The organism is Catenuloplanes niger (genome assembly GCF_031458255.1).
Classification (GTDB): domain Bacteria; phylum Actinomycetota; class Actinomycetes; order Mycobacteriales; family Micromonosporaceae; genus Catenuloplanes; species Catenuloplanes niger.
On sequence record NZ_JAVDYC010000001.1, the window covers coordinates 7973735 to 7999158 of the forward strand.

The following is a 25424-nucleotide window of genomic DNA, read 5'->3' on the forward strand; positions in this document are numbered from 1 at the left end:
CGGTGTTCACCGAGGTTTCAGTGCCCGGTCGCTGACTCCTTGCTCAGACGTCTCGCAATGATCTCCGTAACGCGGTGGCGGGTGGGCGCGTCGAGGGTGGTGCGGTCCAGGCGGCGGACCGCCAGGTCCAGCACGGCGTGCGCGACGCGGCCGACGACCGGGTCGTCGAGACCGTCCCGCGCGGCCGGCTCCCAGCGGCCGGCGGCCGGCGCGGCCAGATCGCGCGCGAGGTCGGTGGTCTCGTCGTCGGCCAGCAGCGCGGCGATCGCGGCGATCGGGGCGATCCACTCGTTGCCCGGTTGCGCGTCCAGGCAGCGGACCTCGAGGTAGCCGCGCGGCCGGATCGGCGGGAACAGCAGCGTGAGGTGGTAGTCGAGGTCCTCGGTGGTCGGCGGGGTGTCCAGCGCGCCGTCGATCCAGTCGTTGAAGGTGAGGCCGCGCGGTGCCGCCCAGTCGCCGTCGTCGCGGCGCACGCAGAGCAGCGGCGCGGCGAGCGCGTGCCGGGCCCACGCGTGCGCCGGGTCGGCACCGAGGTCGATCTCGCGGGTGAGCTGCCGGTCGACGCCGAACCAGGCGCGCATGCGGGCCGAGTGCCAGCCGGTGTCGATGCCGCCCTGCCGGTGCGACGTGGCGAACGCGGCCATCAGCGCGGGACCGGTCGCGTAGAGCGCGGCCCAGCGCGCGGCCAGCTGGCGCGGCTCGCCCGCGTCGACGCACGCCTGCAGGCCGGCGGTGTTGCACATCATCACGCGCCCGGCCGTACCGGTGCGGTCGAACGCCTTCTCGAGAGCGTCGAACCGCGGCGTGCGCAGCAGGCGGCGCGGGGAGCGCCACGGGTCCAGGCCGCTCTCGCCGAGGACCAGGCCCTCGGCGGCGAGCATCCGGGCCAGCTGGCGGCGGTCGCCCTCGGTGGCCGCGTAGAGCGCGGTGAGCGAGCGGAACGGCGCGGACGAGATCTCCACCTGGCCGCCGGGCTCGACCGTGACCGGCGTGCCGTTGTCCAGTGTCTCCTGTGGACTGTCCGGCGCGATGGTGGCCGGTGCGTGCGGGCCGAGCGCGCGCCGTAGCGTGCCGAGATCGATCGGGCGGGCCGGATCGTCCGCGTGGTGGACCGTGAACTCGAGCTCCGCACCGATCAGCCGGGACGGGCCGGTGCGGAAGCAGGCCGAGGCGATGTGTTCCTCCGCCTGATGACGATCAGTTACAGGTGCGTGTCGCTGAGTGATGGTGGACGATGACAAACCCTTGCCTCCGGGACGCGTGAACCAGCGGATTCCCCGTGCGGACGTGCGAGACGGCGCCGCGCCCACATCGGCCTGGGCTGCGGCAACCCACGCGACGTTACCGGCTCACTGCGTTACGTGACACCCCCGCGCCGTGCAATTTTCCGTTCCGCATGGTTCACGTCACGTCGTACCACCGGACCGCGGCGGTCCCGCCCCGGAGCGCCAGATCCTCATCGGACGGGCGGTGGCCGTCCGGCAGCGGGACGCGCAGCCACGGCGGAGCCGGATCCGGCCCGGGCCGGTGCGCAGTCGTGGGTCCGCCGGAACGCGTAGCGTGCCGCCGGCGCCGGTCACGCGCCCGGCCGTCGTCCGCGGGGGTGGTGCCGGTCCGGCGCCCGCACCGGGTCTTCCACCAGATCTTCGATGACATGCGCGGACATGTGCCGACCCCACGATCACGGGTCGGCTGCGCGGGCCCGGAACCGTCCGTCCCGACCGAGTGCCGGGCCCGCACATCAGACGAGTCAGCGCCGCCGATCATGGTTCCGTCACTCCGGCGGCCGGGTGAGTGTGCCAGATCACGGTCCGGGAGAATTCGTGATGGCCGGGGCGCATCCCTGATGCGTCACTGTCGCACCTACTGGGTAGTTTTCATGTATGCCAGAGGCCCCCACCATGATCGCCGGACGATACCGTCTCGGCGAAGCGATCGGCTCCGGCGGCATGGGCCGGGTGTGGCTCGCGCACGACGAGCGGCTCGACCGAGACGTCGCCATCAAGGAGATCGTCCTCCCGCCCGGGAGCGAGGAGGACGCGGCGGTCGCCCGCCGCCGGACACTGCGGGAGGCCCGCGCGGCCGCCCGGCTCAACCATCCCGGCGTGGTCGGCGTCTACGACGTGTTCGAGGCGGACGGCAAACCGTGGATCGTGATGGAGCACGTGCCGTCCCGCTCGCTCAAGGAGATCGTCCAGCAGGACGGGCCGCTCGACGACCGCCAGGCCGCGATGATCGGGCTGGAGATCCTGGAGGCGCTGAAGGCCGCGCACAAGGCCGGCGTCCAGCACCGCGACGTCAAGCCGGCGAACGTGCTGATCGCCGACGACGGCCGCGTCGTGCTCACCGACTTCGGCATCGCCACGATCGAGGGCGACGGGCTGGTCACCAGCTCCGGCCAGCAGCTGCACGCCTCGCTCGACTACATGGCGCCGGAGCGCGCGCAGGAGGGTGAGGCCACCGAGGCGGCCGACCTGTGGTCGCTCGGCGCCACGCTCTACGACGCGGTCGAGGGCCGCGCGCCGTTCCACCGCTCGTCCGCGGTCGGCACGCTGACCGCCATCGCGGCCGACCCGCCGGACGCGATGGAGCGGGCCGGCGCGCTCGCCCCGGTGATCGACGGCCTGCTGAGGAAGAACCCGGGCGAGCGGCTCTCCAGCGCGGACGCGAGCCGGTTGCTGCAGGCCGCGGCGGAGGGCAAGGCCAAGGTCGCGCGCGCCTCCGCGGCGCCGGTCGCGCCGTCCAGAAAAGATCAGGACCCGTCGACGGTACGGCCGGGGCCGGCCCGACCGGTGATCATCGGCGCGGCCGCGGTCGCGGTTCTGCTGGTCGTGGCGCTGGTCACGTTCATCGCGATGCGGCCGGACGGCACCACGGAGACGCCCGACGACACCGCCGCGGCTCCCGGGCCGGCCGCGAGCGCGGACGCGCCCTCGTCCGTACCGTCGGATGCCCCCGCCTCCCCGACGGCGGAGCCGTCGCCGACCGGTGCCGCGACGCCGTCGCCGACCGGTGCGGCCGCCGGTGGTGGCGACAACGGCGGCGGTTCCGGCGCGGGCCGGCGCCCGCAGCTGCCGGCGGGCTGGCGGGACTACACCGACCCGACCGGCTTCAAGGTCTACGTGCCGAACGGGTGGGCGCAGTCGCAGGAGGGGACGATGGTCTACTTCCGCAGCAACAACGGCCGGGTGCTCGGCATCGACCAGACCGACCAGCCCCGGCCGGACCCGGTCGCGGACTGGAGCGCGCAGCGGGACACCCGGCGGGCCGGCGGTGAGTTCCCCGGCTACAGCGAGGTGAAGATCGCGGAGGTCGACTACTTCCAGAAGGCGGCGGACTGGGAGTGGTCCTACGACTCGGACTTCGGGCGGGTGCACGTCAACAACCGGGGCGTGGTCACGTCGCCGAACCAGGCGTACGGCATCTACTGGCAGACCATGGAGTCGGACTGGGCCGCGGCCAACCGGGACCTCCAGCTGATCTTCGACAGCTTCGTACCGCGGTCCTGACGTCTTGACCTGAACCGCGGTTGAGGTCCGAGTCTGTGCGCATGGCGGATTCGGACCTCGACGAGGCGTACGCACGACTGATCGGCACCGGCCCGGAGCGGGACGGCTGGCTCTCCAACCACGCGCCGATGGCGGTGGAGGTGCTCGCCGCACGCGGCTTCGGCGGCGCGGTGCACCGGTGGATCGACGGGTACGCGGACCGGCTCGACGAACGGCCGCGCGGCATCGCCCCGATCCGGCCGGAGGAGTGGCGCGACCCGCTCGGCGACCCGGTGCGTACCGGCGACTGGCTGGACTTCTTCGCCCACGCCACGGCCACCGCGCCGTGGCGCGACGTGCTGGTCACCTGGTGGCCACGGCTGCTGCCCGGCATCGCGGCCGGCGCCACCCACGGCGTGATCCGCGTCGGCCACGCGGTCCGCGCCCTGCGCGCGCGGGAGACGCCGGGACGGGTGGCCGAGCTGGGGCAGGGACTGGCCTACTGGGCGGCGCGCTGGCAGCCGCTGGCGCCGGCGGGCTCCGGACCGTACCGGGCGAGCGACCCGCGATCCGCGCTGGACGCGGTGCCGCTCGTCCTCGACCAGCGCTTCGGGATCCGCTCCCGGCTCGCCCAGCTCGCGGCGATGCCGTCCTGGCCGGCCACCGCGGGCGCGATCCCCACGGTGCCGGGAGCCGGGCCGGACGCCGGCCCGGCCTCTGGTTCCGGCACGGGTGCGGGGCCCGGCGTGGCTGCGGCTTCCGGCGCGGGTCGTGATTCCGGCGCGAGTCGTGGTTCCGGCACGGTCGCAGGCTCCGGGTCCGGCACGGCCGCGGGTTCTGGAGCGGGTTCCGGTGCTGACGTGGCCGCGGGTTCCGGCGTCGCGTCGGATGTTCGGCCGGGACCCGGCGTGGCCGAGCCTTCCGCGGTGGCCGAGGCGGTCGCGGCGATCGTGGACGCGGCGGTGGCGCGGCACGTCACGCACGGGCACCGCAACCCGGTCATGCTGGTGCACGCGGCCACCGCGCCGACGGCGGTGCTGCGGGTCCTGCCGGTGCTGCCCGCCGGACTGCACCGGGCGAGCCTGGCCGCGGCGTGGGCGGCGACCGCGGCGGTCACGGCCGCGTACTCCGCGCCGACGCCGCGACCGGCCCCCGACGGCACCTACTCGGCGGCGGAGACGCTGGACCGGGCGCTGGCCACCGGCGATCCACACGCGATCAAATTCGCCGACGCGGCCGTCGACGCCTACGGCCGCACCGGCGACCCCCGCCTCCTCACCGCCTCGGTGACGGCCACGGCCGACATCGGCTGAGCCGCCACCGACTGGTCGCGCTGGCTGGTCGCGCTGGCTGGTTCCGCTTGCCCGCCCCGGGGCCGGTCCCGCCAGCCAGCCCCGGGGACTGCGCCGGGGTCCGCTGTCCGGCGGGTCCCGCCAACCGGTCGCGCTGGCTGGTTCCGCCGGCCGGTCGCGTCGGCCGGTCCCGCTTGCCCGCCCGGGGCCGGTCCCGCTTGCCGCCCCCGGGGGCTGTGCCGGGGTTCGCTGTCCGGCCGCGCGGCCGGACAGCGGATCGCGGTGCTCAGGTGTGCGGGTGGCGGCCGGCGGCCTGGGAGTGGCGGAGCTGGCGTTCGGCGCGGGCGAGAAGCCGGCGGTGACCGCCCGGGAACCGGCCGGCGACGTGCGTGGCCGCGACGTTCGAGGCCACCCGGGAGAGTGCGAACCACGGCGGCCGCGGGGGCAGGCCGAGGTCGCGCAGCGCGGCCGGGCCGAGCAGCCAGGTGGCGACGGAGAGCGCCCGCTCGCGCGGTTCCGGTGCGCCGGAGTCGATCAGGGCGCGGGCCAGCGCCACGCTGTTCGCGTCCGGCGGCGGGTCGTGGGCGAGCAGGTGATAGAGCAGGCGGCGGCCGCGGCGTTCGGTGTGCGGCAGCCAGCGGTCGGCGACGCCCATCAGCGCGCCCACGTAGCTCCACAGGTGCATCACGGCGGCGCCGTCCGCGCGGCTCACCCGCACCCCGAGCAGGCGCAGGTGCAGCAGGAAGCTGGTGCTGAACACGCCGAGCGTGCTCGCCTGGTCGTACTGGTTGATCGGCACGCCGCGGCCGGCGCGGTCCCAGGACGGGTCCGCCTCCAGACGGTGGTTGACCATCGCGTGCATGACGCGGACGTGCAGCGTCAGCCGGTGGCCCTCGGCACCCGGGCGCAGACCGCCGGGCGCGGTCACGGCCCGCCACCACTCCGTCGTCTCCGCGATCCGGCGCGCGGTCTCCGCACCGGTCAGCCGCCCGGTGCGCACCAGCGGCTCCAGCGCGGCAGCGGTGCGGTAGCCACCGAGCAGCGAGCCGTAGGCCAGGACCCGGGACGCGTCGAAACCGAACGTGCGGCACGCCTCCGCGCCCCGGTCCAGCTGCTCGTCGTCCACCCAGGACGGACGGACCCGTACCGTGTCGAGGAACTGTTCGACGGGTGCCGGCGCGGCGGCGCCGGGATCCGCGAGCGCGTCCCGGACCTGGGCCTGGGTGATCGTCCGATCGGTGAGCAGCGCCCGGGCCAGCGTCGCGCCCGGCTCGTCACGCTGCAGCAACGCGGCCCGCAGCGCCGCCAGGTCGTCGGCGGTGGGCCGGGCGCCGGGACCTGCCACGAGCCGGAGCGGACGGGCGGCACGTTCCGCCCACGCACCGCCCGATCCGAATCGCGCGACCATGCACCGACCATAGATCAGGCGGGTACGGAGTGCCGGTCGAGGAAGTCGAGCTGCACCCGCCAGGCCCGGTCCACGTCCGCCCGGTACTGGCCGAACGCCTGGTCGAAGAAGCTGTGCGGCGCGTCCGGGAAGAGTTCGAACGTGACGTCGACGCCGGCCTCCCGGCGTACCGTGTCGGCGAAGTTCCGGGTGTCCTCGACCGGCGTGAAATCCTTGCCCGCGGCCATCACCAGCACCGGTGAGGCGATGGCCGGTGCGGCGTCGAGCGCGGGGGACGGGATGCCGTAGAAACCGATCACGCCGGCCAGGTCGTCGCCGGCCGCGGCCTGCCGCCACGACATCGCGCCGCCGATGCAGAAGCCGACCACGAACACGCTGCGCGCGCCCGTCCGCTCACGCAGCCAGGCGACGGCCGCGGACGCGTCCTCGGCGATCTTCCCGAGATCCATGCCCCGCATGTGCTCCCGGTACGGGAAGTCCTCACCGCGCGGCCCGATCCCCGCGGTACGCCCGAAGTAGTCGATCGCGATCGCGTGCCGGCCCGCCTCCGCCCAGCGTTTCGCCAGGTCGTGGTAGAACGTGTGCAGCCCGCGCGCGTCCGGCAGGATCACGATCGCCTGGTCGGACGCGGTCTCCGGATCGGCGTGGTAGGCACCGAACCGGGTGCCGTCGGCCGAGGTGAGGACCACCTCGCCGTGCGAGCCGAGCGGGGCGCGCTCCGGCGGGGCCGGGGCCTGGGCGTCGTCGCCGTAACACATGGTGCTTCTCCCTCAGTGGTGCGGCACCCGCATGCGCAGCAGGCGGCGGGCGAGCGTGAGCAGATGGACCCGGAGGTTGTCGTCGGTGAGGTCGGCGAGGCTCGGGTCCCGCCCGGCTGTGGCCATGCCGCCGGCCAGCACCGTCGCGGCGACGCGCGCCTCCGGTGCGTCGACGGCCGCGCCGAAGATCGCGGCCTTGAGCCGGCGGGCCTGGACCGCGAGGTCCGGGTGCGCGCGGATCAGCGCGGCCATCGCCGGGTCGCCGGAGAGCACCGAGGCCCGCTCCCGGTTCGCGACGATCAGCCCGACCACGCCGGTGACCGCGGTCTCCCGCCGCCCGGCCCGGGTCGGCTGTGCCTCGGCCACGTCCGCCACCGCGGCGAGCGCGTCGACCGCGGGCTGCAGCACCGCGACCGCGATCTCCTCCTTGGTCGCGAACTGGTGGTAGACCGCGGCCTTGGTCACCCCCAGCTCATCCGCGATCATCTGCAGCGACGTCCCCCCGACACCATGCCGGGCGTAGAGCCCGAGGGCGGCATCGAGCAACCGTCGCCGGGCTTCCCCCGGTGTCCGTCTCACGCCCATGAAGGTAGCCGATCGGCTAGCTTCATGGCTAGCCGATCGGCTACGTCACTTCAGGGGGTGCGGCACGTGACGGAGGGCGCGGTCCAGGTGCCGTTGGCCATGACGGTGAAGCCGAACGTGGTGCTGGCGCCGGGGGCGAGGGAGCCGTTGCCGTTGGGGCGCATGGTCAGCACGGTGCCGGAGGCGTCCCAGGTGGGGGTGCCGTTCCAGGTGGTGGTGACCCGCTGGGACGCGGCCAGGGTGACGGTGGAGGTCCAGCCGGTGATGGCGGTGCTGCCGGCGCGGATGGTGACCTGGCCGTTGAAGCGGTCGCCCCAGCGCTGCGTCTCGGCGTAGGTGGCGGTGCAGGCCGACGGGCCGGGATCGGTGCCGCCGTTGCCGTCCGGGGCGACGGCGCGGCCGGTCGTCGGGGAGATCATGCCGGGGCAGAGGCCGCGGGCCGCGAGGTTGGCGACGATCTGCGGCACCGCGTTGATCGTGGTCTGGTAGGCGTCGTGCATCAGGATGATGCCGCCGGACTGCAGCGAGTTCGCGGCCGCGACGATCTGGGCGGTGGACGCGTTGTTCCAGTCCTGGGAGTCGACGGTCCAGATGATCTCGCGGAGGCCGAGCTGCGCCTCGACGGACTGCAGCGTCGCGTTCGTCTCGCCGTAGGGCGGCCGGAACAGCCGGGGTGTCACGCCGGTGGCCTGCGCGATCGCGGACTGGGTCTGGGACAGCTCCTGGTTCATCTGCGCGGCGGACAGCTGGGTCATGTGCGGGTGGCTCCAGCTGTGGTTCGCGACCCAGTGGCCGGCCGTGACCTGCGCCCGGGCCAGCGCCGGATTCTGCTGGACGCGCTGGCCGGTGTTGAAGAACGTGGCACGCGCGTTCGCGTTGCGCAGCGCGGTGAGCAGCGCCTGCGTGGTGGACGGGTTCGGGCCGTCGTCGTAGGTGAGCGCGACGTAGCCGTTCTCGCAGGCGGCGGCCGCGGCGGCCGGGCCGGTGACGGCGGCGGTGGCGGGGCCGGTCGCGACGACGGCGACGGCCGCGCTCGCCACGGCCAGCGCGGCCGTGGCGAGCGCGGTGATGCGATTCCGGGGCATCGGTGGGTTCCTTCCGGAGAACGACTGAAACATTTCGGAGTATCTATGGAACCGGCGGCGCCATCAAGAGATGAACGTCAATAAATGCGCCCGTCGGCGGTGCCCGGTCTTCCGGAAGCAAGCCGGAAGTCCGCGACTCTGGGAACCGTCCGCCGCGGTCGCCGCCACGCACGGGTTCGCGACCGCCCGGCCGGGTCACCGGCGATCCCGCCGCGCCACGCCGCTGGGCGATCCGGCCGGCCACGCCGCTGGTGACCGGGTCGGCCGCGCCGCTGGGGGCGGGTCGGCCGTGCCGCTGGTGATCGCGGCCGGCTGTCGACCGGTACGGTGCATCGATGTCGATTCGACCGTGGTGGTCCGCCTTCGTCGCGGGGATCCTGGCGGTGGCCGCCGGGCTGACCTGTCTCGTGCTCGCGGACCGTGGCCTGCGCAGCGAGCCGGCCCGGGCCGACGGTGTGCCGGTGGAGATCGTCCGGGCGGCCGGGGTTTCCGGCGCGCGGCCCGCGGTCGTGGTGGTGCACGGGTACGCCGGCTCCGGGCGGCTGATGCGGCCGTTCGCGGACACGCTGGCCCGCCGCGGCTACGTGGTGCTGCTCCCCGATCTGGCCGGGCACGGCGCGAACACCCGCCGGCTCGACGTGCCGTCGGTGATCGACCCGGAGATCGCGTCCGTGGTCGCGCACGCGCGCGGCCTGCCGGACGTCGACCCGGACCGGGTCACGCTGCTCGGCCACTCGATGGGTGCGGGCGCGGTGGTCCGGTCCGGCGCGGCCGACCCGCGGATCGCGGCCACGGTGGCGATCTCACTGCCCGGCTCCGGCACGGGGCCCGGTCCGCGGCGGCTGCTGCTGATCGTCGGCGCACTGGAGCCGGCCGGCTTCCGGGCCGCCGGTGAGCAGGCGGCCGGTGAGCAGGCGGCCGGCGATCGGTCCACCGGCGATCGGCGCCTGGTCAGCGTGCCGTTTGTCGAGCACATCAGCGTGCTCTTCGCGCCCCGCACGCACCGCGAGGCCGCCGCCTGGCTGGACGCGGCGGTCGGCAACACCGCGGCCGGCTCCGGTATCGTCCCGCTCCGCCGCGTAACCGCCGGCACGTTCACGCTGCTCGGCGCGCTGCTGCTCCTGGCGGCCGCGCTGGCTCGCGGCTCCGCCCCGCGCCCCACCTCACCGGGCGGCATCGCGTCGGGTTCGGGCGGCGTTGCATCGGGTCCGGGCGGCACCGCGTCCGGTTCCGGCGGCGCCGTATCGGGCTCGGACGGCCCGGCGCCCAACCCGGACGGCCTCGGGCCCGGTGCTTCGCCGGTCGGTGCCGGGCCGGCCGGCCCCGAGCCGGGACATCACGGCGGGACCCGGACGCCACCCGGACCGATCCGGCCGGGCACGTTGCGGCGGCCGGTGACGTGGGCCGCCGTCGGGGCGGCGAGCGTGCTCGGCCTCCTCGGTGGCGGCGTCGGGACCGTGGCGGCGCCGTCGCCGGTGACCGGATACCTGATCGGCTACTTCGCGGCCGTCGGCGGCGGGCTCGCGGTCGCGGCCGGTGTGCTGACCGGCTGGCGGAGACCGCCGGTGCCGGGCTGGACGGCCGCGGTGTCGATGCTGGCCGGGGGCGTGGCGGTGGTCGTACCGGTGCAGCTGGGTCTGACCCTGATGGTGCCGCACGGACAGCGCTGGTTGCTGGTGGCGGCGCTGGCATCGGCGACGGCCGCGCTGCTGGCCGGCGCGCGGGCGCTGGCCGGGCCGGGGTGGGATCTCGCCGTGCTGGCCGGGACCGCCGTCCCGCTCGCCGCCGCGGCCGTCGCCGGTTTCGCGCCGGGTTTCCTGACCCTCGTCGCGCCCCTCATCGCGGTGCTCTTCGCGCTGTACGCGCTGCTCGCGGCCGTCGCCCGGCGCGGCGGCGCCGCCTGGTGGTCCCCGATCGCGGCCGGTGCCGTGATGATCGCCTGGCCGGTCGCGATCGCGCTGCCGGTGACCTTCGGCTGACGGCCCGCCCCGGGCGAGCGGCAGGGGCCGGCACTGCGGGGTCATGTGCGACGCCGGAACGCCGCCGGCGACTGAGGGATGTGTCGCAGCCGGGAACCCGTGCGGTGCGCCGGGCGTTGATGGCAGGCGTGAAGAAGATCGGATTCCTGTCGTTCGGGCACTGGCGGGACGTGCCGGGCTCGCAGACCCGCAGCGCCGCGGACTCGCTGGTGCAGACGATCGAGCTGGCCGAGGCCGCGGAGGAGCTCGGGGTGGACGGCGCGTTCGTGCGCGTGCACCACTTCGAGCGGCAGCTCGCGTCGCCGTTCCCGCTGCTCGCCGCGATCGGTGCGCGCACCCGCCGGATCGAGATCGGCACCGGCGTGATCGACATGCGCTACGAGAACCCGCTGTACATGGCGGAGGAGGCCGCGGCCGCGGACCTGATCAGCGGCGGGCGGCTGCAGCTCGGGATCAGCCGGGGGTCCCCGGAGACCGCGCTGCGCGGCGCGGAGACGTTCGGGTACGTGGCGGACGACGCCGCGGAGATGGCCCGGTCGAAGGCCGAGGTGTTCCTGGCCGCGATCGACGGTGCGCCGGTCGCCCGCACCGACCCGGGCCGGACCGGTGGCGTGAGCGGTCACCTGGCGATCCAGCCGCAGTCGCCGGGTCTGCGCGACCGCGTCTGGTGGGGTGCGGGCAGCCGCGCGACCGGCCAGTGGGCCGCGAGGCTCGGCGTGCACCTGCAGAGTTCGACGTTGCTGACCGAGGACACCGGCGTGCCGTTCGACCAGTTGCAGGCCGAGCAGATTCGGCTGTTCAGGGCGGCCTGGGCGGAGCACGGGCACGAGCGGGCGCCGCGGGTGTCCGTGTCCCGCAGCGTGCTGCCGATCACCGAGGCGATCGACGAGCTGTACTTCGGCGCGCAGGGCCACGACGACCAGGTCGGGCTGCTGGAGGGGGTGCGGTCGCGGTTCGGGCGCACCTACGTCGGCGAGCCGGACCGGATCGCGGCGGAGCTGGCCGCGGACGAGGCGGTACGCGAGGCCGATTACGTGCTGTTCACGGTGCCGAACCAGCTGGGCGTCGAGTACAACGCGCGGATTCTGGGCACGATCGCGGCCCACGTCGCCCCGGCCATCGGCTGGAAACCGGCGGGCGCGTAGAACGGGTGGAGTGTCGCCCTCGCCGGATCGCTAGCCATCAACGCACTGAGACCTACGGGTCGGACCGTCCTAAACCGACGGTCGGGGGTATCGCGCGTCGATAGCATCGGCGACCTCTCGACAACCGTGGAGGTCTTCGATGCGTGTACGGAAACTGCTGGTGATGATGACGGCCGGGCTGCTGACGGCGGTGATGCTGCCCGGCCGGGCGTCGGCCGCGGAGTTCGGCGATCCGGCGCCGGTGCTGCTGGCCGACTCGTTCGACGACGGCACCCTGGCGGGCTGGGAGCCGGTGTCCGGTTCCTGGGACGCGGCACTGGACGAGGAGTGGAACGCGACGGTCGCGCGCACCACCGGCCCCGGCCTGCTGCGGACGGCCGGGCCGGGCTGGGCCGACTACGCCGTGACCGTCGACGTCCGGCCGACGCCGGGGCAGACGGGTGCCGGGGTGGCGGTGCGGGTGCGCCCGGACGGTAGCCACTACCGGATGGTCATCCGCAACGACATGGTGCCGGCGCTCCAGTACGTCTCCGCCCGGGGCACGGTGCAGACGCTCGACACCCTTCCGGCACTGGTCACCCCACCGGGCTGGCGGTCGGCGCGGCTGATCCTCGCGGTCAGGGGCAGCACGCTGGTCGGGTACACGGCCGGCACCGGTGGTGCCCTGTTCGCCCGCGACGTCCGGTTGGGCGGCGGCCCGGCGGCGCTGGTCAGCTACGGCGGCCCGGTCGACTTCGACAACGTGCGCGTCGAGTCGTACGCCGCGGCGCAGCCGGACATCCGCTATCCGCTCCGGCCGCCGGGTGCGGACGTGGTTCGCGTCGAGCCCGGCTACGCGACGATCCGGGTCCACCCGACGATCGACGACACCGGTGTCACGGACTACGTGGTGTATCGCACGTACACGACGGAGTCCAGCGGGGTGATCGCGACGCTTCCCGCGGCCGGTACGGTCCGGCTCCCGCTGGACCCGATCGCGCCGTGGATGAACTTCCACGTCATGGCGCGGGACGCGGCCGGCAACGAGTCGGCGCTGTCGCACTGGGCCACCGTGCCGCAGCCACCGGCGTTCCCACGGGTGCCGGGTGACACGGAGCGACCGGGCGCACCGGGCCTGCCGACCGCCACGCCCGCGCCCGGCGGCGGCTGGACGATCAGCTGGGCACCGGCCACCGACAACGTGGGCGTGGTGGCGTACCACCTCTACCTCTACTCGTCATCGGGCGGTACCGCGCGGATCCTGAAGACGACCGCCAACAGCCTGACCCTGGGGGCGAACAGCCTGCCCGGTTCGGCGCTCGTCACCGCGTACGACCGGTCGTGGAACGAGATGAGCACGATCATGGTGCAGTTGCCGTGAGACGACGCCCCGTCGCCCGGGCGACGGGGCGCCCGCGCGTGCAGAATGGGATCGTGCCGACGCCTGACAAGCCGCTCCGGAAGCTGGGATTCCTCACCATCGGGCTGTTCGACGAGGACGATCCCGCGGCCGGCCACGAGTCCACCCTGCGGATCATCGAGCTGGGGGAGCGCCTCGGGTTCGACAGCGCCTGGCTGCGCCACCGCCACTTCCAGTTCGGCATCTCCTCGCCGGTGGCGGTGATGGCGGCGGCCACCCAGCGCACCCGGCGGATCGAGCTGGGCACCGCGGTCACGCCGCTCGGCTGGGAGAACCCGGTCCGGCTCGCCGAGGACTGGGCCACCGTCGACGTGCTCTCCGGCGGCCGGCTCAACCCCGGGCTCAGCGCCGGCCCGCCGATGCGCTGGGACGTGGTCCGGGACGCGCTCTACCCGGACACCGCGGACACCGAGGACCTCTCGTACGGCCGGGCCGAGCGGCTGCTCGCGGCCGTGCGCGGCGACGCGCTGACGGACGGCGCCGTGACCGAGGGCTTCGAGGCGTACTCGAACCGGGTGCAGCCGCACTCGCCCGGCCTGATCGACCGCCTCTGGTACGGCGGCGGCAGCCTCCGCTCCGCGACCTGGGCCGGCGAGCACGGCATGAACTTCCTGACCAGCAGCGTGGTCTTCGCCGAGGGTGAGTCGACGGACTTCGCGACGGTCCAGCTGGAGCAGGTGCGCGCGTTCCGGGCCGCGCACCCGGCCGGCGCCGCCGCGCGCGTCTCGCAGGGCCTGGTCGTCATCCCCACCGACAGCGCGTCGCCGGAGCAGATCGCCACGTACCGGGCGTACGCGGAGAAGCGCCTGCCCCGCACGCGCGAGCCGCAGGGCCCGCGGCGGATGATGTTCGCGCCGGACCTGGTCGGCACGTCCGAGGAGATCCGGGACATGCTCCACGCGCACGCCGCGTTCCGGGAGATCGACGAGGTCGCGTTCGCGCTGCCGTTCTCCTTCGCGCACGACGACTACGTCCAGATCCTCACGGACATCGCGACCCGTCTCGGCCCGGCGCTCGGCTGGCGCCCGGCTAGCTGAAGTCGGCCGCGTGGTCGCGCGCCCACGCCGCGAACGTGCGCGCCGGGCGTCCGGTCAATTCCTCCACGGTACGGGTGACCGGCTCCGGCGTGTGCGCCAGCGACGCCCAGTAGTCCAGCGCGGTCTCCGCCCACTCCGGCGTCGCCCAGGTGAGCATGCCCTCGCGCGCCTCCGCCCGCGGCTGCTCCGCCACCCGCAGGTCCCGGCCGGTCGCCGCCCCGATCAGCCGCACCTGCTCGGTCTGTGAGATCGCCTCCGGGCCGGTGAGCACATGGGTACGGCCGGCGTGCGCGTCGTCGAGCAGCGCCGCCACGGCCACGTCCGCGATGTCCCGCTCGTGGATCAGCGATCGCCGGGCGGCCGGGTACGGCACCCGTACCGTGCCGGTGTCCTTGATCTGATCCGCCCAGCCGAGCGTGTTGGTGGCGAACCCGCTGGGCCGCAGGAACGTCCACCGGTCCGTCACGCCGCGGATCGCGGTCTCCACCTCACCCCAGAACCCGGTCTCCGCGCTCATCGCGGACACGTAGACGACCCGCTTCCCGGCGAGCCGGTCCGCCACCGCCCCGGCATGCTCCGCCGTCATGAACGGCCAGATCAGGAACACCGAGCCGGCGCTCTCGGCCGCGTCCGCCAGGTCCGGCGGCGAGGCGAGGTCGAACCCGTCCCGCCGGCTCACCGCCCGGACCGGTGCCCCGCGCTCCCGCAGTCCCGCGACCACATGCCGCCCGATGTTCCCGGTGGCGCCGATGACCAGCGCGCTCTCGCTCATGTGGACCATCCTCGAAGCTCAACGCCGGTTGAGGTCAAGCCCGGCCAATGAAGCCGGCCTCCTAGGACCGGCCGTGCGTCACGGGCGCGGTGCACGCCATGGTGCCGCTCACGGGCGTCACCATGGCGTGCGGTCCTCCTACCCCGCGGCGTCGGACGCGGTGCGGAGCGCCCGGTCGTTCTCCGCGCGGGCGGCGCGAAGCTGTTGCCAGCCGGCGGCGAGCATGGTCAGCCCGAGCAGGATCATGGCGATGGTCACCGGCCGTTCCAGCGCGGCCGGGACGTGGCGGGAGAGGAACCAGCCGGGATCGGCGGGCCGGAGGACCGCGGGCACGAGGCCCTGGGCGACCAGCGGGATCCAGCACAGCGTGCAGAGGGCGTAGACGGCGGCGATCCGGGCCGGGGAGGCGTGCGCGATGCCGAGGCGGCCGGCGCCGATGTCGGTGTTGCGCAGCGCGGCCAGGTCGAGGTCGCCGCCGAGCGATCCGGATGCCGGGCGGGTGTCCGCGGATCGCATCGTGGCGAGCAGGTCCGGCGCGTGCGTGGTCAGGTGCCCGGCGGCGAGGCGACCGAGGAACCAGGCCAGGCCGGCGCCGGAGAGCAGGCCGACCGGGAGGCCGGCCCACGCGGGACCGTGGCGGACGGTCAGGAACGCGGGCGCGGCCGTCAGCGCGACCAGCACCAGCGTCAACAGGACCTGGGTGAAGTCGGTGCCGTTCTGGACGAGGTTGCCGGAGCGTCTGTGCGGGTCGGTCATCGGCACCGGGCGCAGCACCGAGACCAGCACGACCACGCCGGCACCGCCGCCGAGCAGTGCCGGGACGAGCGCGGCCAGCCACGGCCAGGCCCAGGTCTGACCGCTGAGCAGCGTGGCCACCACGCTGAGCAGCACGGTCGGCGGTGCGGCGACGATCAGCCAGGCGAGCTGACGGCCACGGACGTCATGCCGGGCCGCGCCGGGGATCAGGATCGTCTGCCACAGCGCGGTGCCGTCCTCGCCGTACAGGTTCGCGGAGACGGCGGCGACCCAGACGCCGAACGCGACGCCGGTGAACGGTACGAGGATCGGCACGTGCGCGACGAGCGGGAGCAGGCAGAAGACCAGCGCGTAGACCAGCGCGAACACCAGGTAGTGGAAGCGCATCAGGTCGCGTACGGCGGTGCGCAGATCGCGTCCGGCCACGGCCCGGACCGCCCCCGCGCGGGCCGGGCGGGTGCCGCCGGACGAGACCGGCGGACGGGCCGATCGCCGGCTCAGGCGACGGACCAGCAGCGCGGTCCAGCCGAGCAGCGCCAGCCCGGTCAGCGCGGCCAGCCCGGCGAGCGCGCCGGCGGCGAGCAACCAGTCGCCGCGCGCGGCGGCCTCGACCGCGACCACGCCCCAGCCGGACGGCAGCGCGCGCGTCCAGCTCGCGAACCAGGCCGGAAAGCCGCCGGTCAGCGCGGACACGATGAGCGGCTGGAGAACCCAGCCGGTGTGGGTGAGCGCGAGGACGCCACCGCTGATCGTGGCCGCGAGCACGGCACCGAGCTTGGAACGCATCAGCTGGCCGAGCGCGCCGGTGACGCACCGGGACGCGATCACCACGAACGCCAGCTGGAGCACGGTGGCGACGGCCGAGACCGCGATCGCGGCCGGGCCGAGCGGCGCGGCGGCCACGATCAGCGCGGTGAACGCGATCAGGCTGACCAGCGGCGCCACGCCGGCGAACGCGGCCGCGACCAGGCCGGTGGCGAGCGTGGCCGGGCGCAGCGGGAGCAGCGACAGGTGCTCCGGGCGCAGCGTCTCGTCACCGCCGCCGAAGACCACCGGGCCGAAGAGCCAGCCGATCATCCAGAGTGCGAACGCGGCGCCGGCCAGGTCCAGCGGCAGCGACGCGACCGGCCAGGCGCGGCCGGCCAACCAGATCGTGCCGGCCGCGAGCGCCAGCCCGGCGGTGCCGCCGAGAACCATGTCCGCGGCGCGCTGCCCGGTCATCGAGTGCCGCAGCACCGCGAACTTCATCCGGACGATCACGCCCGCGGAGCTGCGGCTCAGCGCACCGGCCACACCCCGGCCCGGCATGCCGGCGGTGCCGCCCGCCCGGCCGGCCGCGTCGTGGTCCGGTGTGCCCGGCCGGCCGGGGTCGTGGACCGGCGCGCCGAGGCCGCCCCGTGGGGTTGCCGGGCCGTTCACGACGCCAGCCATGCGAGCTCCCCGGCGTCCGCGGTGCGGCCCGCGACCAGCTCGACGAAGCGGTCCTCGAGGGACCGGCCGCCGCGCACCTCGTCGATCGGGCCGGCCGCGACGACCCGGCCGCCGGTGACGACGGCGACCCGGTCGCAGAGCTGTTCGACGACCGGCATGACGTGGCTGGAGAAGACGACGGACCCGCCGCCGGCGACGAACCGCTGCAGGATCACCTTGATCGTGGCGGCGGAGACCGGGTCGACCGCCTCCAGCGGCTCGTCCAGCACCAGCAGGCGCGGCGCGTGCAGCAGCGCGGTGGCGAGGCCGATCTTCTTGCGCATGCCGGTGGAGTACTCGAGGACCAGCGTACGGTCGGCGCCGTCGAGTTCCAGCACGGCCAGCAGCTCGTCCGCGCGGGCGGTGACCGCGGCCGGATCCATGCCGCGCAGCAGGCCGAGGTAGGTGAGCAGCTCCCGTCCGGTGAGCCGCTCGGGCATGGCGAGGCCGTCGGGGAGCACGCCGATCAGCGCCTTGGCGCGGGCCGGGTCGGCCCACACGTCGGTGCCGAAGATCTCGGCGCGGCCCGCGTCCGGCCGGAGCAGACCGACGGCCATGGACAGTGACGTGGTCTTGCCGGCGCCGTTCGGCCCGACCAGGCCGAAGAACGAGCCGGCCGGCACGTCGAGGTCGATCCGGTCGACCGCGACCTTGTCGCCGAACGACTTGGCCAGGCCGGTGAGGCGTAGTGCGGGAACGGGCGTCACGAAGGGTACCTCCGGGCCGGGAATGGCGCTCCAGTATGGATCTTCGTCGCCCGAAAGGGGGCCCCGGTCTCGTACCGTCGGATGGTTCTGATCTTCGGAACGGCGCGGCGCGCTAGAGCGCTGCCCGAATTGCCGGGAAATATCTGCATAATGTCGGCCATGAAGCGTAACTACGTGGCGTGGGCGGCGCTCGCGCTGTCCCTCTCCGGGCTGGTAGTCGGTGCGGCGCCGGGCGTCGCGACGGCCAAGGGGTCGCAGGTGTCGCTGGGCGGGGTGCGCGCACCCGAACCGAGCGGTGCCAGCCTGCGCGATCTCAGCAGTGGCAAGAGCATCTGCGTGAACATCCAGGTCGACAAGACCGGGTGGCAGGGTTGGCGGTGCGGCAAGAAGGGCGCGCGGGTGACCGCGGGCGCGGCCGGCACCGTCAAGAAGGCGAAGGCGGTGGCGATCACGGCGAACGGCGTCGGGACGCTCTGCGTGAAGATCACGATCCAGTCGGCGCCGGTGCAGACCTGCGTCAGTGACCGGACCGTGCTGGTCGCCGGCTCGGCGAGCAGCGGCGTCCGGCTGGACACGCTGCAGGTCAAGACGAGCGGCAGCGGCCTCTGCGGCAACAGCCGGTCGTCGACGGCCGCGTGGGCGTCGGTGAAGTGCGTGAAGGCGGGTCAGTGGCTCGCGATCGGGCGCGGCGGGGCCAACGCGGTCGGTCTGTCGGTCTAGGCGGACCTCGCCGGACACGTCAGGAGGAGTACGGTCGGGAGCGCGTCCCCGGCCGTACGCCTCCGCTATGTCCGAAAGGGATTAGTGGAACACGATGGCGTGGCCGCCCTCGACGCTGGCGCGGCAGGCGTCCCAGAGCGTGAACCACACGGTGATCTCGATGGCGTAGTCGGCGTCGTCGTCGACGTGACCGATCCGGTGTGCCTCGTCCGCCGGCAGCGAGCCGTCCGCGGCCAGCGTGATGCCGAGCGCGGGCGCGCAGCGGCGCAGTTCCGCGCGCAGGCCCTGGCTGGAGCCGACCATGCCACCGCCGGCAACGCCGGGGTGGTCGTTCAGGAACAGCGGGTCCGGGAAGTCGACCGGCACGTAGTAGCCGGCCGAGTCGGAGTGGCAGAGCAGGTGCGAGGAGAACATCATCGTCTCGTCGTCGACGACCTGGCGATCGCGGTCCAGCTCGGCCGGCCCGCGCGCGGGCGTGACCTCCCGGCCCGCCTCGATCAGCGCGAGGACCCGCCGCAGGTAGGCGAGCATCGAGTAGGAGAGACTGCCGAGCGCGTGCGAGTCGCGGGGGACCGGCGGTGTCTCCGGTTCCGACCAGGTGATCCCCTCGGCGGCAAGCGCGACGCGCAGCGCCTCCAGCCCGCCGCTGAGCGCCGCACGCTCCGCCGCGTCGGTCACACCGGACAGCACACCCACCGAGATCGCTACACCCACGCCGGCACGTTACCGCCCGTGTCGATCACCGCCGCTCGCCGGGTCCGCGCGTACGCAGGGTGACGGCGCTGTCCGAAGCGCGACAACCGGCCGCGTCGGACGGTCCGGCGGGACGAAGCTGGGACTCTCACGGTGCGGAGGGGGCCTGTGATGCGGCGCGTGATGACGGGATTCCACGCGGGGGGCGGTTGGCGGACCGACCGGCATCCTCGATTCGTGCTCGACCTGACCGGGGACGGGCGTGCGGACATCGCCGGGTTCGGCGAGGCCGGCGTGCACACCGCACCGGCCGCCGGCGGCGGTGGGTTCGCGGCTCCCCGGCTGGCGCTGGCCGCGTTCGGTCACGCGGCCGGCTGGCGGGTGGACCGGCATCCGCGGCTGTTCGCGGACCTGACCGGCGACGGCCGGCCGGACATCGTCGGGTTCGGCGAGGACGGCGTGACGGTCGCCCGGAACAACGGCGACGGTACGTTCGCCGCGGCCCGGCTGGTCGTGCCGGACCTGGGCTACACGGCCGGTGGCTGGCGGGTGGAGCGCAACCCGCGGTTCGCCGTCGACCTGACCGGTGACGGCCGTGCCGACCTGGCCGGGTTCGGCGACGACGGCGTGGTCACCGCGCTCGGCAACGGCGACGGCACGTTCACCGCGCCGCGCCTGGTGCTGGCGGACCTCGCGACCGAGGCGGGCGGCTGGCTGGTCGAGCGGCACCCCCGGTTCGTGATCGACCTGACCGGCGACGGGCGCGCCGACATCGTGGCGTTCGGCGACGAGGGCGTGGTGGTGGCGCAGGGCAACGGGGACGGCACCTTCGCGCCGCCGAAGCTGGTGCTGGCCGCGTTCGGCTTCGACGCGGGCGGCTGGCGCACCACCCGGCACGAACGGGTCCTGGCGGACGTGACCGGCGACGGCCGGCCGGACATCGTGGGTTTCGGTGAGGACGGCGTCTGGGTCGCGCTCAACGACGGCGCGGGCGGGTTCGGGCCGGCCCGCCGGGTGCTGGACGACTTCGCGATCGGCGCCGGCGGGTGGCTGCTCGACCGGCACCCGCGCCTGCTCGCGGACGTGACCGGGGACGGGCGCGCGGACATCGTCGGCTTCGGCGAGACGGGCGTGCGGATCGCCCGGAGCAACGGCGACGGTACGTTCGCCACACCGGCCCCGGCGCTGACCGGTTTCGGCCAGCGGGCCGGGGACTGGCGCGTCGACCGGCATCCGCGCTTCGCCGTGGACCTGACCGGGGACGGGCGCGCGGACCTGATCGGGTTCGGCGAGGACGGCGTGTGGACCGCGCCGAACGCGGGGGACGGCACGTTCCGCACCGTCCGGGTCCGCCGGGACGCGTGGGACCTGCCGGTCTGGGACCCGACGCTGCTGTTCTACGCGCGAGCGGTACGGGCGATGCAGTCCCGGCCGATCTCCGACCCGACGAGCTGGGCGTACCAGGCGGCGGTGCACGGGCGGAACGGGTCCACGCCGTCCGGCGCGGACTGGAACCTGTGCCAGCACGGCAGCTGGCACTTCCTGCCCTGGCACCGCGGCTACCTCGCCTGGTTCGAGCGGATCGTGCGCGCGGAGGTGGTCCGGCAGGGCGGGCCGGCCGACTGGGCGCTGCCGTACTGGGACTACTCGACGCCGGCCCGGGCCGCGCTGCCTCCCGCGTTCCGGGAGCGGACGCTGCCGGACGGCACGCCGAACCCGCTGTTCGTGTCGCAGCGCGCGGCCGGGATCAACGCGGGCGGGCGGCTGCCCGCGTCCGCGACCGGGAGTGCGAACGCGATGCGCGCCACCGCGTTCACGCCGGGCTTCGGCGGTGGGCGCAGCGGCCCGGAACACTTCTTCAACGCGTACGGGGAGCTGGAGTTCACGCCGCACAACGACGTCCACTCGCTGATCGGCGGGTTGATGGGCGACCCGAACCAGGCCGCGCTCGACCCGATCTTCTGGCTGCACCACGCGAACGTGGACCGGCTGTGGACGGTGTGGCTGCGCCAGGGCGGTGGCCGGGCGAACCCACCGGACGCGGCGTGGCGCAACCAGTCGTGGGCGTTCCGGGACGCGTCCGGCAACCGGGTCACCACCACCACGGCGGCGCTGCTGGACACGGACCGCGACCTCGGTTACGTCTACCAGGACGGGATCGGCCTCGCGCCGGCCGCGGTCGAGGCGATGACCGCCGCGGCGCTGGTCTCCGACGCGGCGGTGCCCGAGCCGGAGCTGGTCGGCGCCTCCGACCGCCCGGTCGAGCTGGCCGGCCGGGCCGCGGCCGTGGACGTGCCGGTCGACGCGCGTGCCGCCGCCGCCCTCGAGTCGGCCGCCGCGCCGCGGGCCTTCCTCAACCTCGAGGACATCGTGGCGGAGACCAACCCGGAGCTGGTGTACGAGGTGTTCGTCCGCCCGCTCGGCGACGCCCGCGCGGTACCGCACTACGTGGGCAACGTGTCGTTCTTCGGCATCGGGCACGACGGGCCGCGCGGGGACGCGCCGCACGGGTTCCGGCGCACGTTCGACATCACGGACTGGGCGGCGAGCCGGGGGACCGGTGTGACGGTGTCGTTCCGGCCGCTCACGCTCGCGTCACCCGAGGCACGGACGGCGGACGCGGCGGTCCCGCCCGTGCGCGTCGGGCGGGTGAGCATCTTCTACGCACCGTGATCGACGCGCTGCTGTGCGGATGGCGTCACGCACCGCGACCGAATCGGGTGGGCGGCGCTGACCAGGAACGATTCTCACGTACCCGCTAGACGGTCGTGAATGTGAGGTGGGTGGCCGCTCCTGTCCGAAGCGTGATCACTACCATCGCGCCGGTGATCCACAGAAGAGCGTCCATAGTGGCCGTTCTCGGCCTGCTCGGCATCGTCGCGGTCGCACCGTCCGCCGCGCTCGCCGACGAGACCGAGACCGCACCACCCGCCGAACCGGCCAAGGTCGAACTGGTCCTCGACGTCAGCGGGTCCATGGAGGCCGCCGACATCGACGGCCGCACCCGCATGTCCGTCGCCAAGGACGCGTTCAACACGGTCGTCGACGCGGTGCCGGAGACCACCCAGCTGGGCATCCGCGTGCTCGGCGCCACCTATGGCGGCGACGACAAGGCGGAGGGCTGCAAGGACAGCCAGCAGCTGGTCGAGGTCGGCCCGATCAACCGCGTCGCCGCGAAGAACGCGATCGCCTCGCTGCAGCCCACCGGCTTCACCCCGGTCGGCCTGGCGCTGCGCGGCGCGGCCGAGGACCTCGGCACCGGTGGCTCCACCCGGCACATCATCCTGATCACCGACGGCGAGGACACCTGCGCGCCGCCGGACCCGTGCGAGGTCGCGCGCGAGCTGGCCGCGCAGGGCACCAACCTGGTGGTGGACACGCTCGGCCTGGCGCCGGACGAGAAGGTCCGGCAGCAGCTGGTCTGCATCGCGACCGCGACCGGCGGCACGTACACGGCCGCGACCACGCCGAACGAACTGACCGACCGGATCACGCAGCTGGTCGAGCGCGCCACCGACGTGCCGGCCGCGGCACCGCCGGTCGCGGTCGCCGGCACGGACGCCTGCGAGGGCGCGCCGACGCTGACCGCCGGCATCTACACCGACCGGGAGAAGTTCGAGGAGCACCGGTTCTACCGCGTCGTCGTCGCGGAGGACCAGGAGCTGCGCGCGTCCGTCAGCCTGGCGCTGGACCGGCCGCTGCAGCGCGACTACGGCGTCCTGCTGCGGGCGACCGCCACGGACGGCCGTGAGCTGGTCCGCGGCACGGACGCGGGCAGCGGGCGCACGGACGTGCTCTCCACCGGTCTGCGTTACTCGGGGGCCTACGAGGACACCGCCGAGGGGGAGCGCGTCGTCTGCCTCGTGGTCAGCAACTCGTTCGCGCCCGGCGCCGGCGCCGGTGCCGCGAACGCCGCGAACACGCCCGGCATGCCGATCGAGCTGAGCATCGACGTGGTCGACGCCTCGCCCGCGCCGGACGCGCCCGGCCTCGGCCGCGGCTTCCTGCTGCTGCTCGTGCTCACCGTCTCCGGCCTCGTCGCCGGCCTGCTCGCCGGCTGGCTGACCCGCTGGTGGGTCGCCACGTGGAGGAACTGATCATGCGTCTGTCCCCTTACCTCAGCGGCGCCGTGATCGTCGGCGGCCTGCTGCTCGGCGCGGCCGTGCCCGCGCAGGCCGCACCGGCCACGCCCACGCCGGACGGCGGCGTCACACCGTCGCCGGGCGCGCAGACGGTCACCAAGGCCGGCACGAGCTTCCTGACCGCGGCCGAGATCGAGGCCGGGCAGCCGGTCGAGGTCGACGCGGCCACCGGCGAGTACCTCTACTGGGCGTTCGCCGCCCGGGCCGGCCAGGTGCACGACATCGAGGCCACGGTCACGCTGCCGCCGGCCGCGGACCGGACCGGCGACCAGGCCTGGACGATCGAGGTCTTCGACGGGCTGCGCCGCCGCCAGGCGTGCGTGGACGGCGTGCAGAGCCCGGTCGCGAAGACCACCGACGCCGAGGTCGAGCTGCGCTGCTCGCTGCGCCGGGTGCGTTCGTGGGCCGAGCCGTGGTCCGGCGACCCGCTGCCCGGCACGTACTACGTCCGGCTGTCCATTACGAACCTGCCGGAGAAGGACCTCGGCCAGTCCGCGAAGGTGGCGCTGCTGGTCGGCGCGACCGACGCGGGCACGTCCGCGGACGACGGCAAGCTGGCCGCGCCGCTCGACCCGGTGACCCGGGCCGGGACGGTCAACGCCCAGCCGTCCGCCTCGGGTGCTCCCCTGGCGTCCGCCGAGGACGACGACGCGGCCTGGAGCTGGGACTGGCTGCCCGACCTGCCGAAGTTCTCCGCGCGCTGGTTCTGGACCGCCGGCGGCGGCGTGCTGGCCGCGATCGCGGGCGTGGTCGGCTTCGCGCTGACCCGCCGCCCGCGCGTGCGCGCCTGATGCCCTCCTGATCCCCCGCAGACCGGCGCGTACGCGGCCAGCCCCCACGCCCGCGCCGGTCTCCCTGCCGCAGGGGGAGTGAACGGCCGGGCCCGGTACCTTCCTCACCGGGCCCGGCCGTCCGTCGTCCAGAGCGAAAAACACCATCGGGGGGTACGGGTTTCCGCCCGCGATGAGCGACCCTGAGTGGTGACGGCCCGACTCCGCGTGTTTGACCACATCGACTACCGGGAATGCGCCCCGGCGGTGCGGGCTGTCGCGGGAGGCTCTGATGAAGATCGACGCGCTCACCTGGTCGTCGGCCGGGGCGTGGACGGCCCGCTGGGCCGCCGGCGCGGTCCTCGGCCAGATCGTCTTCGGCCCGACCACGATGCTGTTCCTCGCGCTGCTCACCGGCGTCGCCGCGGGCGCGGGCATGATGTATCTCCTGCACCGCCGCACCACCGGCCCGCGCGCCTCCCGCGACCGGCGGTCCCGCGCCGGATCCTCCGGTCCGGGCCGGACGGCGCACACCGGTTCCTCCGGTATCTCCGGTCTCGGCCGGGGGTCGCACGCCGGCGCCTCCGGCGTTCCCGGTCAGGGCCGGAGTCCGCGTGCCGGGACCGCCGGCCGGGGCCGGACGCCTGGCTCGCGCCGCACGCCACGCGCCGAGTGGATGTCCCGCACGGCCGGAACGGGCACCCGGCGCCCGTTCGTGCCGCCGGCCCGGCCGGCCCCGGCGAGCCCGGAGCCGGAAACCGCGCCCGCGCCGGCCTCCACGCCCGCGTCCACGCCGTCGTCCGCGTCCACGCCGTCGTCCGCGTCCACGCCGTCGTCCGCGTCCACGCCGTCGTCCGCGTCCACGCGGTCGTCCGCGGCCTTGCCGGAGACCGCCGCGGCAACGGAGGCGGCGGCTGGTGCGGCCTGCGCGTGCGGGAGAGCGCCGCGGCGTACCCCCGTGTCGGTCGTCTCCGTCTCCGTGCGGCTCGCCGCGCTCGCGGCCCGCTCCTGGCGTGCCCTGCGCCGGTCGCGCGTCAGCCGCCCCGCCCCGCCCGGCCCGCCGCCGGTCCGCCGCTACTCACCGCGCGCGCCGAAGCGCGCGTTCTCGCCGCTGGCGCCGCGCCGGCCGGACGTGTCGTAGCCGGACGGCACCGTGCCGCCAGGACGCTGACCACGTCGTCGATCCCGCTGGACGTCGAGGCGGAGTTCCCCGGGTTC

Annotated in this window: 20 protein-coding genes; 11 read left to right on the forward strand and 9 right to left on the reverse strand. The window is 74.7% G+C overall.

From position 1 onward, the window contains the following. Positions 1-17: 17 nt before the first annotated feature. Positions 18-1241: an ergothioneine biosynthesis glutamate--cysteine ligase EgtA gene (gene egtA, locus J2S44_RS35025; protein ID WP_310423029.1), complete on the reverse strand. Its 1224-nt coding sequence runs from the start codon at positions 1239-1241 to the stop codon at positions 18-20. 642 nt (positions 1242-1883) lie between these two features. On the opposite strand from egtA, the gene J2S44_RS35030 reads away from it, so the two are divergent. Next, positions 1884-3509, forward strand: coding sequence for a serine/threonine-protein kinase (locus J2S44_RS35030; RefSeq protein ID WP_310423032.1), 1626 nt, complete (start codon positions 1884-1886; stop codon positions 3507-3509). A gap of 41 nt (positions 3510-3550) precedes the next feature. Next, a complete protein-coding gene (locus J2S44_RS35035; protein WP_310423035.1) occupies positions 3551-4801 on the forward strand; it encodes a questin oxidase family protein in 1251 nt (416 codons plus the stop codon). Positions 4802-5066: 265 nt separating this feature from the next. On the opposite strand, the gene J2S44_RS35040 is transcribed toward J2S44_RS35035, so the two are convergent. Genes J2S44_RS35040 through J2S44_RS35055 form a run of 4 tightly spaced genes read right to left on the reverse strand, consistent with a single transcriptional unit; the run spans position 5067 to position 8616 of the window. After that, a complete protein-coding gene (locus J2S44_RS35040; protein WP_310423038.1) occupies positions 5067-6188 on the reverse strand; it encodes an oxygenase MpaB family protein in 1122 nt (373 codons plus the stop codon). 14 nt (positions 6189-6202) lie between these two features. After that, entirely contained in the window at positions 6203-6946 is a 744-nt protein-coding gene (locus J2S44_RS35045) for a dienelactone hydrolase family protein (protein WP_310423041.1), read from the reverse strand. A gap of 12 nt (positions 6947-6958) precedes the next feature. Next, entirely contained in the window at positions 6959-7525 is a 567-nt protein-coding gene (locus tag J2S44_RS35050; RefSeq protein ID WP_374727938.1) for a TetR/AcrR family transcriptional regulator, read from the reverse strand. 56 nt (positions 7526-7581) lie between these two features. Next, entirely contained in the window at positions 7582-8616 is a 1035-nt protein-coding gene (locus tag J2S44_RS35055) for a polysaccharide deacetylase family protein (protein ID WP_310423048.1), read from the reverse strand. A 335-nt stretch (positions 8617-8951) separates the two neighbouring features. Here J2S44_RS35055 and J2S44_RS35060 point away from each other — a divergent pair, with 335 nt between their 5' ends. From J2S44_RS35060 to J2S44_RS35075, 4 genes are all read left to right on the forward strand, one after another. Further along, entirely contained in the window at positions 8952-10595 is a 1644-nt protein-coding gene (locus tag J2S44_RS35060) for an alpha/beta hydrolase (RefSeq protein ID WP_310423052.1), read from the forward strand. 128 nt (positions 10596-10723) lie between these two features. Beyond that, positions 10724-11740 (forward strand): LLM class flavin-dependent oxidoreductase, encoded by a 1017-nt coding sequence (locus J2S44_RS35065; protein ID WP_310423055.1) that lies wholly within the window; start codon positions 10724-10726, stop codon positions 11738-11740. 139 nt (positions 11741-11879) lie between these two features. Beyond that, positions 11880-13100 carry a hypothetical protein gene (locus J2S44_RS35070; protein WP_310423058.1) on the forward strand — a complete coding sequence of 407 codons (1221 nt, stop codon included), beginning with the start codon at positions 11880-11882 and terminating at the stop codon, positions 13098-13100. A gap of 53 nt (positions 13101-13153) precedes the next feature. Then, positions 13154-14176 (forward strand): LLM class flavin-dependent oxidoreductase, encoded by a 1023-nt coding sequence (locus J2S44_RS35075; protein WP_310423061.1) that lies wholly within the window; start codon positions 13154-13156, stop codon positions 14174-14176. Here the strand turns inward: J2S44_RS35075 and J2S44_RS35080 are convergent. From J2S44_RS35080 to J2S44_RS35090, 3 genes are all read right to left on the reverse strand, one after another. Beyond that, positions 14169-14957 carry a Rossmann-fold NAD(P)-binding domain-containing protein gene (locus tag J2S44_RS35080; RefSeq protein ID WP_374727939.1) on the reverse strand — a complete coding sequence of 263 codons (789 nt, stop codon included), beginning with the start codon at positions 14955-14957 and terminating at the stop codon, positions 14169-14171. The two genes, J2S44_RS35075 and J2S44_RS35080, sit on opposite strands and share 8 nt — an antisense overlap. A 129-nt stretch (positions 14958-15086) precedes the next feature. After that, positions 15087-17135 carry a hypothetical protein gene (locus tag J2S44_RS35085; protein WP_310423067.1) on the reverse strand — a complete coding sequence of 683 codons (2049 nt, stop codon included), beginning with the start codon at positions 17133-17135 and terminating at the stop codon, positions 15087-15089. After that, positions 17120-17881 (reverse strand): ABC transporter ATP-binding protein, encoded by a 762-nt coding sequence (locus tag J2S44_RS35090; protein ID WP_310423070.1) that lies wholly within the window; start codon positions 17879-17881, stop codon positions 17120-17122. Before J2S44_RS35090 ends, J2S44_RS35085 begins: the two co-directional genes overlap by 16 nt. Before the next feature lie 159 nt (positions 17882-18040). On the opposite strand from J2S44_RS35090, the gene J2S44_RS35095 reads away from it, so the two are divergent. Next, complete coding sequence (locus J2S44_RS35095) at positions 18041-18601, forward strand: hypothetical protein (RefSeq protein ID WP_310423072.1); 561 nt, start codon at positions 18041-18043, stop codon at positions 18599-18601. Positions 18602-18682: 81 nt separating this feature from the next. Here J2S44_RS35095 and J2S44_RS35100 read toward each other — a convergent pair whose 3' ends face one another. Then, on the reverse strand, positions 18683-19315 hold the full coding sequence (locus J2S44_RS35100; RefSeq protein ID WP_310423075.1) for a putative DNA-mimic protein: 633 nt from the start codon (positions 19313-19315) through the stop codon (positions 18683-18685). A 216-nt stretch (positions 19316-19531) separates the two neighbouring features. Here J2S44_RS35100 and J2S44_RS35105 point away from each other — a divergent pair, with 216 nt between their 5' ends. The 4 genes from J2S44_RS35105 to J2S44_RS35120 all read left to right on the forward strand — a co-directional run bounded on the left by J2S44_RS35105 (position 19532) and on the right by J2S44_RS35120 (position 25347). Then, the gene (locus J2S44_RS35105) at positions 19532-21967 is read left to right on the forward strand and encodes a tyrosinase family protein (RefSeq protein WP_310423077.1); all 2436 of its coding nucleotides are present in this window, start codon (positions 19532-19534) and stop codon (positions 21965-21967) included. A 152-nt stretch (positions 21968-22119) separates the two neighbouring features. Beyond that, positions 22120-23391, forward strand: a complete 1272-nt coding sequence (locus J2S44_RS35110) for a VWA domain-containing protein (RefSeq protein WP_310423080.1) — start codon at positions 22120-22122, stop codon at positions 23389-23391. A gap of 2 nt (positions 23392-23393) precedes the next feature. After that, entirely contained in the window at positions 23394-24227 is an 834-nt protein-coding gene (locus J2S44_RS35115) for a peptidase (protein WP_310423082.1), read from the forward strand. A gap of 271 nt (positions 24228-24498) precedes the next feature. Next, positions 24499-25347: a hypothetical protein gene (locus J2S44_RS35120; RefSeq protein WP_310423085.1), complete on the forward strand. Its 849-nt coding sequence runs from the start codon at positions 24499-24501 to the stop codon at positions 25345-25347. Positions 25348-25424: the final 77 nt, after the last annotated feature.

Coding starts and splice junctions, on each gene's coding strand:
- J2S44_RS35030 (WP_310423032.1), top strand. CDS start 1,884: ATGCCAGAGGCCCCCACCATGATCGCCGGACGATACCGTCTCGGCGAA.
- J2S44_RS35035 (WP_310423035.1), top strand. CDS start 3,551: ATGGCGGATTCGGACCTCGACGAGGCGTACGCACGACTGATCGGCACC.
- J2S44_RS35040 (WP_310423038.1), bottom strand. CDS start 6,188: ATGGTCGCGCGATTCGGATCGGGCGGTGCGTGGGCGGAACGTGCCGCC.
- J2S44_RS35045 (WP_310423041.1), bottom strand. CDS start 6,946: ATGTGTTACGGCGACGACGCCCAGGCCCCGGCCCCGCCGGAGCGCGCC.
- J2S44_RS35055 (WP_310423048.1), bottom strand. CDS start 8,616: ATGCCCCGGAATCGCATCACCGCGCTCGCCACGGCCGCGCTGGCCGTG.
- J2S44_RS35060 (WP_310423052.1), top strand. CDS start 8,952: ATGTCGATTCGACCGTGGTGGTCCGCCTTCGTCGCGGGGATCCTGGCG.
- J2S44_RS35070 (WP_310423058.1), top strand. CDS start 11,880: ATGCGTGTACGGAAACTGCTGGTGATGATGACGGCCGGGCTGCTGACG.
- J2S44_RS35080 (WP_374727939.1), bottom strand. CDS start 14,957: ATGGTCCACATGAGCGAGAGCGCGCTGGTCATCGGCGCCACCGGGAAC.
- J2S44_RS35085 (WP_310423067.1), bottom strand. CDS start 17,135: ATGGCTGGCGTCGTGAACGGCCCGGCAACCCCACGGGGCGGCCTCGGC.
- J2S44_RS35095 (WP_310423072.1), top strand. CDS start 18,041: ATGAAGCGTAACTACGTGGCGTGGGCGGCGCTCGCGCTGTCCCTCTCC.
- J2S44_RS35115 (WP_310423082.1), top strand. CDS start 23,394: ATGCGTCTGTCCCCTTACCTCAGCGGCGCCGTGATCGTCGGCGGCCTG.
- J2S44_RS35120 (WP_310423085.1), top strand. CDS start 24,499: ATGAAGATCGACGCGCTCACCTGGTCGTCGGCCGGGGCGTGGACGGCC.